The organism is Parasphingomonas zepuensis (assembly GCF_036663735.1).
Lineage (GTDB): Bacteria > Pseudomonadota > Alphaproteobacteria > Sphingomonadales > Sphingomonadaceae > Sphingomonas.
Window position 1 is genome coordinate 801,325 of record NZ_JAXOJO010000002.1, and the last position, 15,017, is coordinate 816,341.

Here is a 15,017-nt window from a genome sequence, read left to right on the forward strand (position 1 = left end):
TCTCGAGCCTCATCCCCCTCATCCAACTCCGACTAGGCAGCAAGCTGCCAAGTCTCCGTATCCTTCTCCCACAGGGGGAGAAGGAAATCAGGCGTCGACCTTCCCCGGCACGACGCCGCGGCGGATCTGGTCGAGTTCGATGCTTTCGAACAGGGCCTTGAAATTGCCCTCGCCGAAGCCGTCATTGCCCTTGCGCTGGATGATCTCGAAGAAGATCGGGCCAACCATATTCTCGGTGAAGATCTGCAGCAGCAGGCCGCCGCCGGTTTCCGGCGCGCCGTCGATCAGGATGTCGCGCTTGCGCATTTCCTCGACATTATGGTTGTGGCCGGGCAGGCGCTTGTCGATCAGGTCGAAATAGGTTTGCGGCGTGGTCTGGAAACGGATGCCGTTGGCGCGCAGCGCATCGACCGTGGCGAAGATGTCGTCGGTCGCCAGTGCGAGATGCTGGATGCCTTCGCCCTTATAATCCTTGATGAATTCCTCGATCTGCGAATGCTCGTCCTGGCTCTCGTTGAGCGGGATGCGGATCTTGTCATCCGGCGCGGTCATCGCCTTGGAGAACAGACCGGTCGCCTGACCCTCGATGTCGAAATAGCGGATCTGGCGGAAGTTGAAGATGCTCTCGTAATAATTCGCCCAATAATCCATCCGGCCACGCTGCAGATTGTGCGTGAGATGGTCGAGCGTGTGCAGGCCGACCGTGTGCTGGTCGGGCGAGGCGCCCTCGACCGGCTCGAAATCGATATCGTAGATCGTCGCGGCGCCGCGACGATCGACCAGATAGAGGTTGGCGCCGCCGATCCCCTCGATCGCCGGGATGTTGAGCTCGGCCGGACCGACCTTGCCCTCGACCGCCACCGCGCCGCGCTCGACGGCGCGCTTCAGTGCCTTGGCGGCATCGGCCACGCGGAACGCCATCGCGTTCGCCGATGGGCCGTGCTGCTCGCGGAAATTGGCGACCTGGCCGGTCGCATCCATGTTGAGCAGGAAATTGATGTCGCCCTGCGCATAGCGGCGCACATTCTTGGAGCGATGCGTGCCGACATGGGTGAAGCCCATCTTCACGAACAGGTCGGCGAGCGCTTCGGGGTTGGGCCCGGTGAATTCGACGAACTCGAAGCCGTCCAGGCCCATCGGGTTGTCTTGCAGGTCGGTCATCGCGAATCTCCGAGGCGGAAAGTGGTAACAGATGAAACTACATATGGCAGTCCCATCCGTTCGTCCACCTCCGAACGCGGCGAAACGTGATCAGGACGGGGGAAATTGCTCGATCGTGACCCGGTCGGGATAGAAAGCGAGGTGATCCCGGATCGACGCGACGGCGTCGTACGGCGCCTCATAGGTCCAGATCGCATTCTCCGCCCGGTCGGCGCCGGCGGGCAGCGAGAAATAGGAAGCGTCGCCCTTGTACGGGCAATAGGTCGAATGATCGCTGCGCGAGAGCAGCGCCAGGTTCGCGTCCTTGCGGGGGATGTAGAAGACCGCCGGGTAGGTGGCTTCGCGCAGGACCAGGGCTTCGGCCGTGTCGGCGATGAGCTGGCCGTTCGCCGTCACCTTGACGCGCACGGAAGCGGGTTCGACGGAGATGGGGTGATCGGGGCCGGGGATGCGGATCGGTTTATCGGTCATGACGAACTCCTAAAGAAAAAGGGCGGCCCCGGAGGACCGCCCGATAATGCTATCAGAGGGCGGCGCGCTTGCCGCCATCGACGTTGATGACATGGCCAGTGATGAACGAGGCCTTGTCCGAGCCGAGGAAGACGATCGCCTGGGCGATCTCGTCCGGGGCGCCGGTGCGGTTCATCGGCAGCGTTGCGGCGAGGCCGGCCTTGCCTTCGTCACCACCGGTAAAGCGATCGAGCATCGGCGTATCGATCGGGCCCGGCGCGACGGCGTTGACGCGGACGCCGGACGGAGCACCCTCCAGCGCGGCGGCCTTGGTCAGGCCCTCAACGGCATGCTTGCTCGCGGTATACAGCGCGGCATTGGCGTAGGCAGCCTGGCCGAGCACCGAGGAGATGTTGACGATCGAGCCCGAGCCCTGTGCCTGCAGCACGCGCAGCTCATGCTTCAGGCTGAACAGCACGCCGAGCACATTGGTGTCGAACATCGCGGCATAGCTTTCCGGCGTCTGATCGGTGATCGGGCCGAACTGGCCTTCAGTGCCGGCGTTGTTGACGGCGATGTCGAGCCGGCCGAACTTCGCGACCGTGCCATCGACCAGCGCACGGACATCGTCCTCATGGCGGACATCGGCGCGGATGAAATGCGCCTCGCCGCCGAGGGTGCGCAATTCGGTTGCGACCGCTTCGCCAGCTTCCGCGTTGCGGCCCGAAATCACGACTTTCGCGCCCTCCCGGGCAAAGGCTTCGGCGGTGGCGCGGCCGATGCCGGTAAGGGCGCCGGTGATGAGGACGACTGGTGCTGACATGATCTGATCCCTGATGAATAAGCGGGGCCCATGCCCTGCGGATCAGCAAATATGTACGTCCGTATTATCTACAAGGGGCAGTTTCGTTCGTGTGTGTTTTAAATCGGGGGCGTCCGCGTTTGCCCGGCTCACCCAAGGTCTCAGCGCAACAGGCAGTCGAAGACGATGCGCTTCAACCCAATCATCGGCTCGGGGCTGTGCTCCACCTTGGCGACCAGATTCGCACCCTGCACCGCCGTCATGATGAAGGCGCCAACTGCGTCGCAGTCGAGATCGGCGCGGACTTCGCCCGCCGCGACCGCCGCCTTGAGGCAGGACGCGACGGCTTCGTTCAGGTCAGCGAAGATCTCGGCGAGACGGTGCTGGATCGCACCGTCCGGCGTCGCTTCCGCCGCGAAGTTGCCGATCATGCAGCCATTGCAGACCATCTCGCAGGACACGCGGGCGATGTTCACGTCGAGGAAAGCGCCGAGCCGCTCGATCGGGGAAAGCGCCTCGTTGCGCAACGTCGTGGCGATCACGTCCAGGCTCTGCTGGAAATAGATGTCGAGCACTTCGAGCCCGAATGCCTCCTTCGAGACGAAGTGATTGGTGAACGATCCCTGCGGCACGCCGGCCGCCTGGACGATATCGCGCACGCTGGCGCCGCCGAAGCCGCGCTCATGCACCACCTGGAGGCCGGCGGTGAGGATTTTCTCCCTGTTGGAAACCTTTGTCATGACAGGAAGATGGCCGTCCATCTTCTACTGTCAAGTATGACACCGGGGTGACGCGGCGCGAGGCGCGCGCTAGCGATGGGACATGCCCAGCCTGAAGCTCGACCAATTCCTGCCCTATCGCCTGTCGATCGCGTCTAATCGCGTGTCTTCGGCGATCGCGACGGCCTATCAGTCGCTGTTCGGCCTGCGTATTCCCGAATGGCGCCTGATCGCGGTGATCGCCGAGAGCGACGGCCTGACTCAGCAGGCGCTGGGCGCCGCGACGCGGATGGACAAGGTGACCGTCAGCCGCGCCGCCATCGCGCTGGTCGATCGCGGGCTGGTGCAGCGCCGCCCCAATCCCGACGACCAGCGATCGCACTTGCTGTCGCTGACAGACGCCGGGCAGACCCTTTACGAAAGCGTGGCGCCCAAGGCGCTCGAGCTCGAGGCGCAGGTCTTTGCCGGCTTCTCGGCCGAAGAGATCAGGGCATTCCGCGCGATGCTCGACCGGCTCGAGGCGTCGGCCGCGCCGCTCGATCCCGAACAGGCTTGATAGGCGGCCCCGGCCTGTCCTAAGCGCGGATGGTCCTCCCCAGGCCGTTGACCATATCAGGAGGTGTAATGTCCGAAATGCTCGATCGTGCCGGCCTGTCGGTCGCCCCGCAACTCGTTGCGTTCGTCGAGCAGGCGGTATTGCCGCCGCTCGGCATCGATGCGGGCGTGTGGTGGCAGGGCGTGGCCGACATCTTCGGACTGTTCGCGCCGGAGAACCGCGCGCTGCTGGCCAAGCGCGACATTTTCCAGGAGGAGATCGATTCGCGCTACGCCGCCGGCGGTGTGGCTGACGAGACGTTCCTGCGGCGGATCGGCTATCTCGTCCCCGAGCCGGCGCCGTTCGAGATCGGCACCCTTAATGTCGATGCCGAGATCGCGACGATGGCCGGGCCGCAGCTGGTCGTTCCGGTGCTCAACGCGCGCTTCGTGCTGAACGCGGCCAACGCGCGCTGGGGCAGCCTGTACGACGCGCTGTACGGCACGGACGCGCTGCCCGGCATGGCGGTGCCCGGCGGCTATGATCCGGTGCGCGGCGCCCAGGTGATCGATTATGCCAAGGCCTTTCTCGACGATGCGGTGCCGCTGGCGGGCGAGAGCTGGTCGGCGTTCCGGGGCGGCACGCCCGAGCTGGTCGATCCGGCGCAGCTGGTCGGCCGCAACGGCGACTCCATGCTGTTCCGCCACAACGGGCTGCACATCGAGGTCGTGATCGATCGCGATTCCGTGATCGGCGGCGGCGATCCCGGCGGCATTTCCGACGTCATCCTCGAATCCGCGCTGACCACGATCGTCGATCTCGAAGATTCGATCGCTGCGGTCGATGCCGAGGACAAGGTGGCGGCCTATGCCAATTGGCTCGGGCTGATGCGCGGCGACCTGGCCGAAAGCTTCGAAAAGGGCGGCAGGACGATCACGCGGCGGCTCAATCCGGATCGCAGCTATGACACGCCCGACGGCGGCACGCTGACCCTGGCCGGCCGCAGCCTGTTGTTCGTCCGCAACGTCGGTCATCTGATGACCAATCCGGCGATCCGGCTGGACGATGGCACCGAAGCGCCGGAGGGCGTGCTCGACGCGATCATGACCAGCACCATCGCGCTGTTCGACCTGCGCGGCCTGGGCGCGCACCGCAACAGTCGCGCCGGCTCGGTCTATATCGTCAAGCCGAAGATGCACGGGCCGGAGGAAGTCGGCTTCACCAACCGGCTGTTCGACGCAGTCGAGGATCTGCTCGATCTGGACCGCCACGCGATCAAGGTCGGCGTGATGGACGAGGAGCGCCGCACCTCGGCGAACCTCGCTGCCTGCATCGCGGCGGTGAAGGACCGGATCGTGTTCATCAACACCGGCTTCCTCGACCGCACCGGTGACGAAATGCATACCGGGATGCGCGCCGGGCCGATGATCCCCAAGGCCGAGATGAAGTCCAGCGACTGGATCAAGGCCTATGAGGACCGCAATGTCCGCATCGGGCTGGCGCACGGTTTTTCGGGCAAGGCGCAGATCGGCAAGGGCATGTGGGCTGCGCCCGACCGCATGGCCGACATGATGGAGCAGAAGATCGGGCATCCCCGATCGGGCGCCAACACCGCCTGGGTTCCCAGCCCGACCGCGGCGACGCTCCATGCGATCCATTACCATCGGGTCGACGTGTTCGCGCGCCGCGCCGAGATCGCGCGCGAGGCGATCCCGAGCCTCACGCCCTTGCTGACCGTGCCCATCGCCAAGGGGCGCAACTGGACGCCCGACGAAGTGCGCACCGAACTGGACAATAATGCCCAGGGTATCCTCGGCTATGTCGTGCGCTGGATCGATCAGGGGGTTGGGTGCTCCAAAGTGCCCGATATCCACGATATAGGCCTGATGGAGGACCGCGCCACGCTGCGCATCTCGTCGCAGCACATCGCCAACTGGCTGCTCCATGGGGTCGCGACCGAGGCCGATGTCGATGCGGCGTTCGTGCGCATGGCCGCCAAGGTGGATGTGCAGAATGCCGGCGACCCACTGTACCGGCCGATGTCCGGGCACGCGGGTTCGAGCCTCGCCTATCAGGCGGCGCGGGCGCTGGTGTTCGAAGGGCTGACTCAGCCCAACGGTTATACCGAGCCGCTGCTGCACGCCTATCGGGCGAAGGCCAAGGCGGCCGGTTAACGCCCGTCGGCGAAAGGCCGGTCTGCGTTCGGATTGTCGAGGCTCCTGCGGATACGCTCCCGGCCCTGCTCTAACGTCGCACGGCTCCGTTCGTTGAGGCCGGACTGTTCCTTGCCGAGTTCGTCGAAGCGCGTGGCATGCGCCTGAAACTCCGTCAGCTCGGCCCGGCTGGTGAACATGAAGCGGTCGCCCTCGCTGACCCAGTGGCGGCGGCGCAGTATGCGGCACATCGCGACGGCCTCGTCGATCAGCGTCCGCTCGATGTCGAAGGTACGCGCGAGCGCTTTCGCATCGCGGGTGCGCGACAATTCCATGCCCTTGCGGAAGCTGGAGATGACTCTGGGCGCCAGATCGAGCTTGCCGGCCCGATCGAGTGCCTGCTGCATGCGCAGGTTCTTCTGGCGCTGATAATGGCTGGCCGCATCCTTGAGCGACAGGAACCGATCGCAATCGTTCACGAAGCCGGGATGAGCGGCGACATAATCGGCCTTCAGCAGGTTAGGGTATCCAGAGTCCTGCAAGGAGGCCTTGTAGGTCCGCAGATTGTCGTTGAGATCCCTGGCCATCGTCGCGATGAGCCGTGACATCGGCCCGCGCGTCGCCATGTCGGGCGGCACGATCATCCTGCCTTCCTCATCGGCCCTTATCTCGCTGAGGGCGGCCATATCGGCCCGGATCGCCATGTTGGAGCGACCGAGCGCGGCGATGCCCGCCAGCAGCGCGACGGCGCCGATCGCCGCGAGCGACCCCACCATCCAGCCGTGCGAGGCGTGGCGGATGGTAATCGCGAACGCGATCCCGCCGACCAGCACCGCCGTCGCGAAAGTCGCCCCGACGGCATAGAAGAGGCTGCTACCGGTGGGTATCGCGACGCCCACTATCAGGATCACGACCGAGCCGATGATCGCCGCCACGAGCGGATGCGAATCCGGGCGAGTCAGTTCGATTTCCCAGTCTTCGCGCTCGTCCCGCCTTCGTCCCATGCATTCCCCCCCGGAACGGAGCACCGCGCGCAGCCCCGTCGGCGCGACCGACCCCATCGCGGCGATCTATATCGGCGATCTCGCCGTGGGGCGACCCCATGGATGGCGGCTAAAGCATTGCAGATCGAAACTGAACTTTGCGTCGCCCGGAAAAATCGAATATCGGGTATCGCGGGAGACCGATAAAATGGCTGTTGAGCATTTCGATGTGGTCGTGGTGGGCGCCGGCATTTCGGGCATCGGTGCGGGCTATCACCTGCAGAAGCTGAGCCCGGATCGCAGTTATGTGATTCTCGAAGGCCGCGCGGCGATGGGCGGGACCTGGGATCTGTTCCGATATCCCGGCATCCGCTCCGATTCAGACATGTATACGCTCGGCTATTCCTTCCGTCCCTGGACCGAGGCGAAGGCGATCGCCGACGGCCCCTCGATCCTCAAGTATGTCAACGACACCGCGCGCGACCATGGGATCGACAAGCACATCCGCTATCGCCATCACGTCAAGCGCGCCGCCTGGTCGACGCCGGACGCGCGCTGGACGGTCGAGGCCGACGGGCCTGAGGGACCCGTCGCGTTCACCTGCAATTTCCTCTTCATGTGCAGCGGCTATTATAACTACGCACAGGGCCATACGCCCGAGTTTGCCGATGCCGGCACGTTTGCCGGCCGCATCGTACACCCGCAATTCTGGCCCGAGGATCTCGATTACACCGGCAAGCAGGTCGTCGTGATCGGCAGCGGTGCGACGGCCGTCACGCTCGTCCCGGCCATGGCCGAGCGCGCGGCACATGTGACGATGTTGCAGCGGTCTCCGTCCTATGTCGTGTCGCGCCCGGCGGAGGATGGCTTCGCCAATTGGCTGCGGCGCAAACTGCCGGCGATGCTCGCCTATGACATCACGCGGTGGCGCAACGTGCTGTTCCAGATGTTCTTCTACAACCTCGCGCGCAAGCGGCCGGAAAAGACCAAGGGCCGCCTGCTCGATATGGTCAGGACCGAACTCGGTCCCGATTACGACATCGCGACCCATTTCACGCCGCGCTACAATCCCTGGGACCAGCGGCTCTGCCTTGTGCCGGACGGCGATCTGTTCGAGTCGATCAGGACAGGCAGGGCCTCCGTCGAAACCGACACGATCGACCGTTTCACGCCGGCCGGGATCAGGCTGGCCTCCGGCAAGGAGCTTCCCGCCGACGTGATCGTCACCGCGACCGGGCTGGAGTTGCAATTGCTGAGCGATGTCGCCTTCACGGTCGACGGCGCTCCGGTCGATCTGTCGAAGACGTTCAATTACAAGGGCATGATGTACAGCGACGTGCCCAATCTGGCATCGTCCTTCGGCTACACCAATGCGTCCTGGACGCTGAAGGCCGATCTTACCTGCGCCTATGTCTGCCGCTTGCTCAACACGATGCGCAAACGCGGGCTGCGCCAGGTGACGCCGCGGATCGGCGACGATGTGCTGACGCCCGAACCGTTCCTCAGCTTCACCTCAGGCTATGTCACGCGCGCCATGGAGAGGTTCCCCAAACAGGGCAGCAAGAAGCCCTGGAAGGTCCACCAGAATTATGCCCGCGATGTCGTCGCGCTGCGCTTCGGTTCAGTCGACGACGCGATGGAGTTCTCCAATCCGGTACCGCGGGATCAATCGGCCGAAGCGCCGCGCCCGCCAGTGCCTGCTTGAGATAGCGTGCGCGCGGCCCGCGGGCGGCGCGGCGCCTTCTGAGAGAAGCCGCCAATCTGGAGTTAAAATAAATCCGTTCCCGCCATTTCCTGCAGTCCCGATACGGGACGAGGGCGGTGCCGCGGCCTTCGCGCCGTCAGCTCATCGGAATTTGGTGCCTGGACCGCACCTTCTGGAAATATCGACCCGACCCCGGACAAAATCTTTATAAAACAAGGAGTTTTGGCCAAAGATCGAGTCGATGAACTCGGTTACCAGGGGCGAACGCCCTCGCCGTAGATCAGCGCGATAATGAATTGCAGCACTAGCTTTCTCCCGTGTACGCCCAGTCGAGCGCCCCTAATAATTAACGAAAAATTAATCATAGAGCAATCGGATTTCCGCGGTTTTCTGGTTCGTTGCGGGACGTTTTAAGAGTTCCTTCAGGGTCGGCTGATACCGCTCTCAGCGATGGCTCGCGCTTCAGACAAATATCGTCCCTTGGGGACCCCCGAACATCGCAGCGCGCGGTTGACGGTGCCGGCCGCGCTGCGGCACCGGCCGGACGACGAATATGGAGCGACGACCCATGCGGAGGCGCCCGCTCGCGGCAACGGGTTCCTGCATCCCGTCGCTGTCCCGCGCGACGATCCGCGTGACCCATTGCCCCCGCTCCCGAAGGCGTGGCAGTTCCTGTGCCTGGCGGAAATCGCCAATTTCTCGGCGCTGCGCCGCCATCTCGGCCGGTCACGCGCCAACCGTCTGGCGATCGATGTGAGCGGCCGCATCAATGCCAGCCTGGCCAATGCGCGCATCTCGGTCATCGGGCGCGACATGGTCGAAATAGGCTTTGAGGGAGATTCGCTGACCGATCTGGCGGCCGCGCTCGGCTGCCTGACCGCGGATTTCGATCTGCCGCTCGATCTCGACGGCGAACAGCACCGGCTCCGCATGCATTTCGGCGCGGCCGCAGCGCCCTTTGCTCATGCGGAAGAAGTCAGGCTTTCGGAAGAAGCCGAAAGCGCGCTCGATCAGGCGCGAAGCGAGGCACATGCGGTGATCCGCGATCTTTCCGCGGGTACGCCGGCATTCGACCGGCTGACGCTGACGCGCGAACTGCCGAGCGCGATCCTGAACGGCGAGATGTTCCTGCAATATCAGCCCAAGGTGCATGTCCGCCGGCAGGAAATCGCCAGCGCCGAGGCTTTGGTGCGCTGGCAGCACCCCACCCGCGGCCTGATCCTGCCGGGCGACTTCATCACCGTCGCGGAAGAAGCGCGCGAGATATCGGCACTGACCTTGTGGACGCTGGACCAGGTGATCCACGACCAGCGGCTGCTCGCGGCCGATGGCAATGACCTGACCATCTTCATCAACATCTCCGGCCAGTTGCTCGCCGATGTGCGGTTCGTGAAGCTCGCCTGCGCCAAGGTGCGCGAAAGCGGTGCGCGGATCGGGTTCGAGATCACCGAGACATCGGTGATCCGCGACCCGCAAAGCGCGATCTTCAACCTGCAGGCCTTTGCCGATGTCGGTATCACCATTGCCATCGACGATTATGGCGCCGGGCTTTCGTCGCTTGCCTATCTGAAACAGCTTCCCGCCAAGGAGCTGAAGATCGACAAGATGTTCGTGCTCCAGCTCACCAGCAGCAATCGCGATCCGCTGATCGTGCGCTCCACCATCGATCTCGCGCATGCGCTGGAGATGGAAGTGACCGCGGAAGGCGTCGAGACGCAGGCGGCGATGGCCCTGCTGAGCGTGATGGGATGCGACATGGTGCAGGGGTATCTGATCAGCCGACCGGTTTCGATCGAGGCGTTCCGGCAATTTCTGCGCGACGACAAGGCGCGCGCGCCGGAAGCGCCGGGCCACGCCATGTTCCGCCGCCCGGCGAGCTTCTGGAAAAGCGCTTGAATGGATAGTAATGAGCGTAATTCAGCGCGTATTTGACATGTTGTATGCAAGATGGTCCGCGATGACGGGTCTCATCCTTCGCGCCCTGCTCGGGGCCGTGCTGATCGCGCTGGCGCTGCCGGGCAGCGCGAGCGCCGCTGCGTCCGCCGCTGATCCGGGCGATCGCTTCGATGCAATGATCGCCGACGCGAAGGCGACCATGCTGATCGACCCTGCCAAGACGATCGCCAAGGCAAAGGCCGCCGAAACAGCCGCGGCGGCGCTCAGTGCCCGCGAGCGGACCACCGGAATCGCCACCGCAAAATGGCTGCAGGGCGAAGCCTATCTCCGTCTGAACAACGCGAAATCGGCGAAATCGCTGATCGACCAGGCGCTCCAGGCGGTTTCGACCGGCGGCCGGCCGACAAAACTGAACGGCGATCTCCTGCTGTCCCGCGGCGGGGTTCACACCATGACGGCCAATGTCGCGGCCGCCCTGAGCGACTATCAGGAAGCGCACAATATCTTTCGCGCGATCGGGGCCACCCGCAGTCGCGCGGTCGCGTTGCAGAGCATCGCCCTCCTGTATCAGGAAGCGGAAGACTATGAGAACGCGCTGACCTATTATCGGCAGGCGGGTGACGTTTACCAGGGCGATCCGTCGCTTGCCTTCACCAATTCGAACAACCGCGGAGTCTGTCTCAACGGATTGACCCGGTTCAGGGAAGCAGAGCGGGAGTTCCGGGAAGCGTTGCGTTTGGCGCGATCGATGCGGAGCACTGGATTGGAAGTGCTCGTGCTGCGCAACATTGCGCGCGCGGACCTGGCCATGGGCCGGCTCGATGCCGCGGAACGGTCGATCGCGGAAGGCGCGCGCGTGTCTGCTCGCGCCGGTGCGTCTGCCGTCGCGGAACAGGACTGGAGCGTCGCCGCCCAGGCCGCCCTTCAACGCGGGCAGTTTACCCGGGCTGCGGCGCTGATCGAGCGGACTTTCCGGGGTGTCCAGTTGACCGAGACGACCTTGTCGTTTCGCGACGCCCATCGGACGGCTTATGATCTGTTCAAGAAGATGGGTGACGAGAAACAGGCGCTCATCCATCTCGAGGCGCTCAAGCGGCTCGATGATCAGACTTCAACCCTGGCGGCTTCGACCAACACCGCGCTCGCCGCCGCCCGTTTCGATTCCGTCAATCAAAAGGCCCAGATCGAAAAACTGCGGGCCGACGAATTGCAGCGCAACATCGATTTCGAACGTGCGCGCGCCCAGAACCAGCGGTTCATCTTCATCGGTGCCGGGGTAACGACGGCCATCATCGTCGCCATGCTCGGCATCGGCCTCGTCACCATTCGGCGCAGCCGCAACGATGTACGCGCCGCCAACATCGATCTCGCCTCGACCAACCGCGCGCTGGAAAAGGCGCTTGCGGCAAAGACCGAATTTCTCGCCACCACCAGTCACGAAATCCGCACGCCGTTGAACGGCATTCTCGGCATGACTCAGGTGATGCTGGCGGACCGGAGGCTGGAGGAACAAACCCGTGACCGCATCGAGGTCGTGCACGGCGCCGGGCTCAGCATGCGCGCGCTGGTCGATGACATCCTCGATGTCGCGAAGATGGAAACCGGCAACATGACGATCGAGCGCGCCGCGTTCGACCTGAAAGCGATGCTGCGCGAGGTCTCTCGTTTGTGGGAGGAGCAGGCGCGAGAACGCGGCATTGCCTTCACGCTGGATCTTGCCGACTGCCCCGACCGGATCGAGGGCGACGCCGGGCGCCTGCGCCAGATCGCCTTCAATCTTCTCTCGAACGCGCTGAAATTCACCGAGGCCGGGTCGATCGCGATGCGCGCGTTCGTCGGCGGCGATGCTGCGCAGCAAACTCTGGTGATCGAAATCGCCGATACCGGCGTCGGGATTCCGGCGGAGAAGCACGAGATCATCTTCGAATCCTTCCGCCAGGTAGATGCCGGGACGACGCGCAAGTTCGGCGGCACCGGGCTGGGCCTGGCGATCTGCCGGAATCTCGCCCGCGCGATGGGCGGCGATGTGACCGTACGCAGCGCGGCGGGGGCAGGAGCTACCTTCACGTTCTACCTGCCGCTGGTCCGGGCTGGCATGCCGATGGCGGGCGTGGAAGCATCCGAAACGGGTGGGTTGCTGATCCTCGACCGCAATCCGATCACGCGCAGCATGCTCCGCGCCGTGCTGCATCCAAGGTGCGGCACGGTCACCTTCGCCGCCACGGTCGCGGAAGCGCTCGCGCTTATGGCGTCGGACGATATTGCGATGATCCTGATCGACGATGCGACGATCCGGGACGAGGATGACGTCGTCGGTACGCTGACCGCGCTGGCGCGCGGTGAAAGACTCACGGCGCTGCTCTGGCCCGGGCCGAGCGACGATCAGCGCGCGCAATTCGTGGCAGCAGGCGTCGATATCATCGTCGCAAAGCCGATCGCCGGCGCAGCGTTGGCCGAGGCGCTTTACCCGGGCAAAAGCGACGGTCGGAATGACAGGCGACTTGTAACGCGTGCGGCATGAAACGATAGAGACATCCAATATGGTTCTATTTTCCCGCCCCCCGCCCGATGCCCCGGCATGCCGGCCATGAATGTCCTTTTTATCGAAGATGATCCGATGAACCGGCGCGTCGTGAAGGATATGCTCGACGTGGCGGGCGCGACCATGGTGGGCGCGGAAAGCGGCGAGATCGGCCTGCGGATGATCGAGGAACAGGATTTCGACATGATCCTGGTCGATCTGCGTATGCCGGGCATGGATGGGATCGAGGCCATCCAGCATATCCGCGGGCGGGGCGACGCCAAGGGCGATCTGCCGATCATCGTGGTGACGGCGGATACGGCGCTCGACTTGCGCGAGCGCTGCCTGTCGGTTGGTGCCGACGAAGTGCTGTTCAAGCCGGTGGCGATGGATGCCCTGTTCGACGCGATCGGCCGGATGCTGGCCCGCGGAACGGGCCATGGGATGATCGCCTAGCGGCCGGCCTGGGGAAACGCCTTGAGCGCGTCCGCCAGCGAAGCGGTGGCGCTGCCGCGCCGTGCGGGTTGCGGCTGGGATGGGGCAGGGGCCCAACCCGTCAGGAAGATGATTTCGAAACGCTCCGCAGTGCGGCCATCCGGATCGGCACGCGCAGCGAACGCGTCGCCGGCGCGGGCGAGGGTGTCGCGGCGCAGCGGCGTGCGCCCGACGAGCAGGCTGGTCGCGGCCATGCCCCGAAGGTCGCCCAATAGCCGCCCGACATTGCCGTAGCGCACGGTCAGCGATTCCACATCGGCCACGGGCAGGGCGAAACCGGCGCGGACCAGCAGGTCGCCGGCCGAGCGCACGTCGATCTGCGGGTGGATACGCGCCGCCGGACGATCGCGCTCGGCGTCGCGCAGGACGGCGCGCAGCGTCGCCAGGCTGCCGGCGCCGGTAAAGGCCGCGAGGAAGAGACCATCGGGTCGCAGTGCGCGCCGGATCAGGGTCAGGGCGCCCGGCAGGTCGTTGACGCTGTCGAGCACGCCGGCCGACACGACCAGATCGAATGACCCGTCCGCGAAGGGCAGGCGATCCTCGTCGGCCTGCACGCCATTGGCGGCGCTCGCGAAAGCAAAACCGGCGTCGCACCGAACGATATGCGCACCCGGCGGCGGCGGGAATCCACCGTCGAAGCAGCCAAGGTCGAGCACGTCCCCGAAGCTGCGGGTGACCGCGCCAAGTCTTTCCTGGATGCCGTCCAGCATTGCCAGACGCAGGAAATCATGGCCGGCGAAACCGGCGGCGGCCCGGTCGCGCCGCTGGCGCCGCGCGACGCGGTCGAAGATGTCGGGGTTGCTCACGGCGCAGGCTTGTGCCGCCGGATACGGAGCGCGACAAGGGTTCGTGTCGCGCTTTCTCATGCCCTTGCGGGTCGCCGCCGATCTCGCGCTGCCGCCGCGTTGCCCAGGCTGCGGCGCGGTGACGGGCGCTGATCACCGATTCTGCGCCGAATGCTGGGGCGCGTTGCGCTTCCTGGGGCCGCCGTGGTGCGCCGCGTGCCACGCGCCATTCGCCTATGACCGCGGCCCGGGCGCCATCTGTGCAGCCTGTCACCAGCAGCAGCCTCGCCATGCCGGAGTGCGGGCGGCGGTGGCTTATGGCGATGTCGCGCGCACGGTCGCCCTGCGGCTCAAATATGGCGGGCGCACTGCCTTTGCCGAGACGGTGGCGCGGCAGATGGCGCGGCTGATGCCGGCCGGTGCCGAACTGCTCGTGCCGGTGCCGCTGCATCGCTGGCGCATCTGGTCGCGCGGCTTCAACCAGGCGGCCCTGATCGCCCGCGCGCTGACTCGCACGACCGGCATCGCGAACGATCCGCTGCTGCTTCAGCGCGTGCGGGCCACGCCGGTGCTGCGCGGGCTGGGCGCGCGTGGCCGTGCCAGAGCGGTTGCCGGCGCTTTTCGGATCGCGCCTGACGCCCGAGACAGGCTGCGCGGCAAGGCGATCGTCCTGATCGACGATGTGCATACCAGCGGCGCCACCAGTGACGCCTGCACGCGCTGCCTGCTCGGCGCCGGGGCGGCCAGCGTCACCATCCTGTGCTGGGCGCGTGTGCTCGATCCGGCGGCGGACGATTGACAAGCGGCGGGAG

The 15,017-nt window shown here is 65.1% G+C and carries 13 protein-coding genes; 7 read left to right on the forward strand and 6 right to left on the reverse strand.

Going from position 1 to position 15,017, the window contains the following annotated elements; genetic code table 11:
• Window positions 1-87 precede the first annotated feature (87 nt).
• From hppD to U1769_RS10115, 4 genes are all read right to left on the reverse strand, one after another.
• Window positions 88-1,161, reverse strand: a complete 1,074-nt coding sequence (gene hppD, locus U1769_RS10100; RefSeq protein ID WP_332715282.1) for a 4-hydroxyphenylpyruvate dioxygenase — start codon at window positions 1,159-1,161, stop codon at window positions 88-90.
• 90 nt (window positions 1,162-1,251) lie between these two features.
• Window positions 1,252-1,632 (reverse strand): DUF427 domain-containing protein, encoded by a 381-nt coding sequence (locus U1769_RS10105; protein WP_332715284.1) that lies wholly within the window; start codon window positions 1,630-1,632, stop codon window positions 1,252-1,254.
• A 52-nt stretch (window positions 1,633-1,684) separates the two neighbouring features.
• Entirely contained in the window at window positions 1,685-2,434 is a 750-nt protein-coding gene (locus tag U1769_RS10110) for an SDR family NAD(P)-dependent oxidoreductase (protein WP_332715286.1), read from the reverse strand.
• Window positions 2,435-2,574: 140 nt separating this feature from the next.
• Complete coding sequence (locus U1769_RS10115; protein WP_332715288.1) at window positions 2,575-3,153, reverse strand: TetR/AcrR family transcriptional regulator; 579 nt, start codon at window positions 3,151-3,153, stop codon at window positions 2,575-2,577.
• Between the two features lie 82 nt (window positions 3,154-3,235).
• Here U1769_RS10115 and U1769_RS10120 point away from each other — a divergent pair, with 82 nt between their 5' ends.
• Entirely contained in the window at window positions 3,236-3,688 is a 453-nt protein-coding gene (locus tag U1769_RS10120) for a MarR family winged helix-turn-helix transcriptional regulator (RefSeq protein WP_332715290.1), read from the forward strand.
• Between the two features lie 68 nt (window positions 3,689-3,756).
• Window positions 3,757-5,841 (forward strand): malate synthase G, encoded by a 2,085-nt coding sequence (locus tag U1769_RS10125; protein ID WP_332715292.1) that lies wholly within the window; start codon window positions 3,757-3,759, stop codon window positions 5,839-5,841.
• On the opposite strand, the gene U1769_RS10130 is transcribed toward U1769_RS10125, so the two are convergent.
• Complete coding sequence (locus tag U1769_RS10130) at window positions 5,838-6,824, reverse strand: hypothetical protein (RefSeq protein ID WP_332715294.1); 987 nt, start codon at window positions 6,822-6,824, stop codon at window positions 5,838-5,840. The two genes, U1769_RS10125 and U1769_RS10130, sit on opposite strands and share 4 nt — an antisense overlap.
• Window positions 6,825-7,011: 187 nt before the next feature.
• Between U1769_RS10130 and U1769_RS10135 the strand changes: the two genes are divergently transcribed.
• The 4 genes from U1769_RS10135 (at window position 7,012) to U1769_RS10150 (ending at window position 13,381) form a co-directional block, all read left to right on the forward strand.
• Window positions 7,012-8,508, forward strand: a complete 1,497-nt coding sequence (locus U1769_RS10135) for a flavin-containing monooxygenase (protein ID WP_332715296.1) — start codon at window positions 7,012-7,014, stop codon at window positions 8,506-8,508.
• A 450-nt stretch (window positions 8,509-8,958) separates the two neighbouring features.
• Entirely contained in the window at window positions 8,959-10,404 is a 1,446-nt protein-coding gene (locus U1769_RS10140; RefSeq protein WP_332715298.1) for an EAL domain-containing protein, read from the forward strand.
• A gap of 61 nt (window positions 10,405-10,465) precedes the next feature.
• Window positions 10,466-12,925, forward strand: coding sequence for an ATP-binding response regulator (locus tag U1769_RS10145; RefSeq protein ID WP_332715300.1), 2,460 nt, complete (start codon window positions 10,466-10,468; stop codon window positions 12,923-12,925).
• A gap of 66 nt (window positions 12,926-12,991) precedes the next feature.
• Window positions 12,992-13,381 carry a response regulator gene (locus U1769_RS10150; protein ID WP_332715302.1) on the forward strand — a complete coding sequence of 130 codons (390 nt, stop codon included), beginning with the start codon at window positions 12,992-12,994 and terminating at the stop codon, window positions 13,379-13,381.
• On the opposite strand, the gene U1769_RS10155 is transcribed toward U1769_RS10150, so the two are convergent.
• Window positions 13,378-14,226 (reverse strand): class I SAM-dependent methyltransferase, encoded by an 849-nt coding sequence (locus tag U1769_RS10155; RefSeq protein WP_332715305.1) that lies wholly within the window; start codon window positions 14,224-14,226, stop codon window positions 13,378-13,380. The genes U1769_RS10150 and U1769_RS10155 overlap by 4 nt on opposite strands.
• A 43-nt stretch (window positions 14,227-14,269) precedes the next feature.
• Between U1769_RS10155 and U1769_RS10160 the strand changes: the two genes are divergently transcribed.
• Window positions 14,270-15,004 carry a ComF family protein gene (locus U1769_RS10160; protein WP_332715307.1) on the forward strand — a complete coding sequence of 245 codons (735 nt, stop codon included), beginning with the start codon at window positions 14,270-14,272 and terminating at the stop codon, window positions 15,002-15,004.
• Window positions 15,005-15,017: the final 13 nt, after the last annotated feature.

Bases quoted from the DNA above. Each gene is read 5' to 3' on its own strand.
- hppD (WP_332715282.1), bottom strand. From the start codon at position 1,161: ATGACCGACCTGCAAGACAACCCGATGGGCCTGGACGGCTTCGAGTTC.
- U1769_RS10130 (WP_332715294.1), bottom strand. From the start codon at position 6,824: ATGGGACGAAGGCGGGACGAGCGCGAAGACTGGGAAATCGAACTGACT.
- U1769_RS10110 (WP_332715286.1), bottom strand. From the start codon at position 2,434: ATGTCAGCACCAGTCGTCCTCATCACCGGCGCCCTTACCGGCATCGGC.
- U1769_RS10150 (WP_332715302.1), top strand. From the start codon at position 12,992: ATGAATGTCCTTTTTATCGAAGATGATCCGATGAACCGGCGCGTCGTG.
- U1769_RS10115 (WP_332715288.1), bottom strand. From the start codon at position 3,153: ATGACAAAGGTTTCCAACAGGGAGAAAATCCTCACCGCCGGCCTCCAG.
- U1769_RS10125 (WP_332715292.1), top strand. From the start codon at position 3,757: ATGTCCGAAATGCTCGATCGTGCCGGCCTGTCGGTCGCCCCGCAACTC.
- U1769_RS10120 (WP_332715290.1), top strand. From the start codon at position 3,236: ATGCCCAGCCTGAAGCTCGACCAATTCCTGCCCTATCGCCTGTCGATC.
- U1769_RS10135 (WP_332715296.1), top strand. From the start codon at position 7,012: ATGGCTGTTGAGCATTTCGATGTGGTCGTGGTGGGCGCCGGCATTTCG.
- U1769_RS10145 (WP_332715300.1), top strand. From the start codon at position 10,466: ATGACGGGTCTCATCCTTCGCGCCCTGCTCGGGGCCGTGCTGATCGCG.
- U1769_RS10140 (WP_332715298.1), top strand. From the start codon at position 8,959: ATGGCTCGCGCTTCAGACAAATATCGTCCCTTGGGGACCCCCGAACAT.
- U1769_RS10105 (WP_332715284.1), bottom strand. From the start codon at position 1,632: ATGACCGATAAACCGATCCGCATCCCCGGCCCCGATCACCCCATCTCC.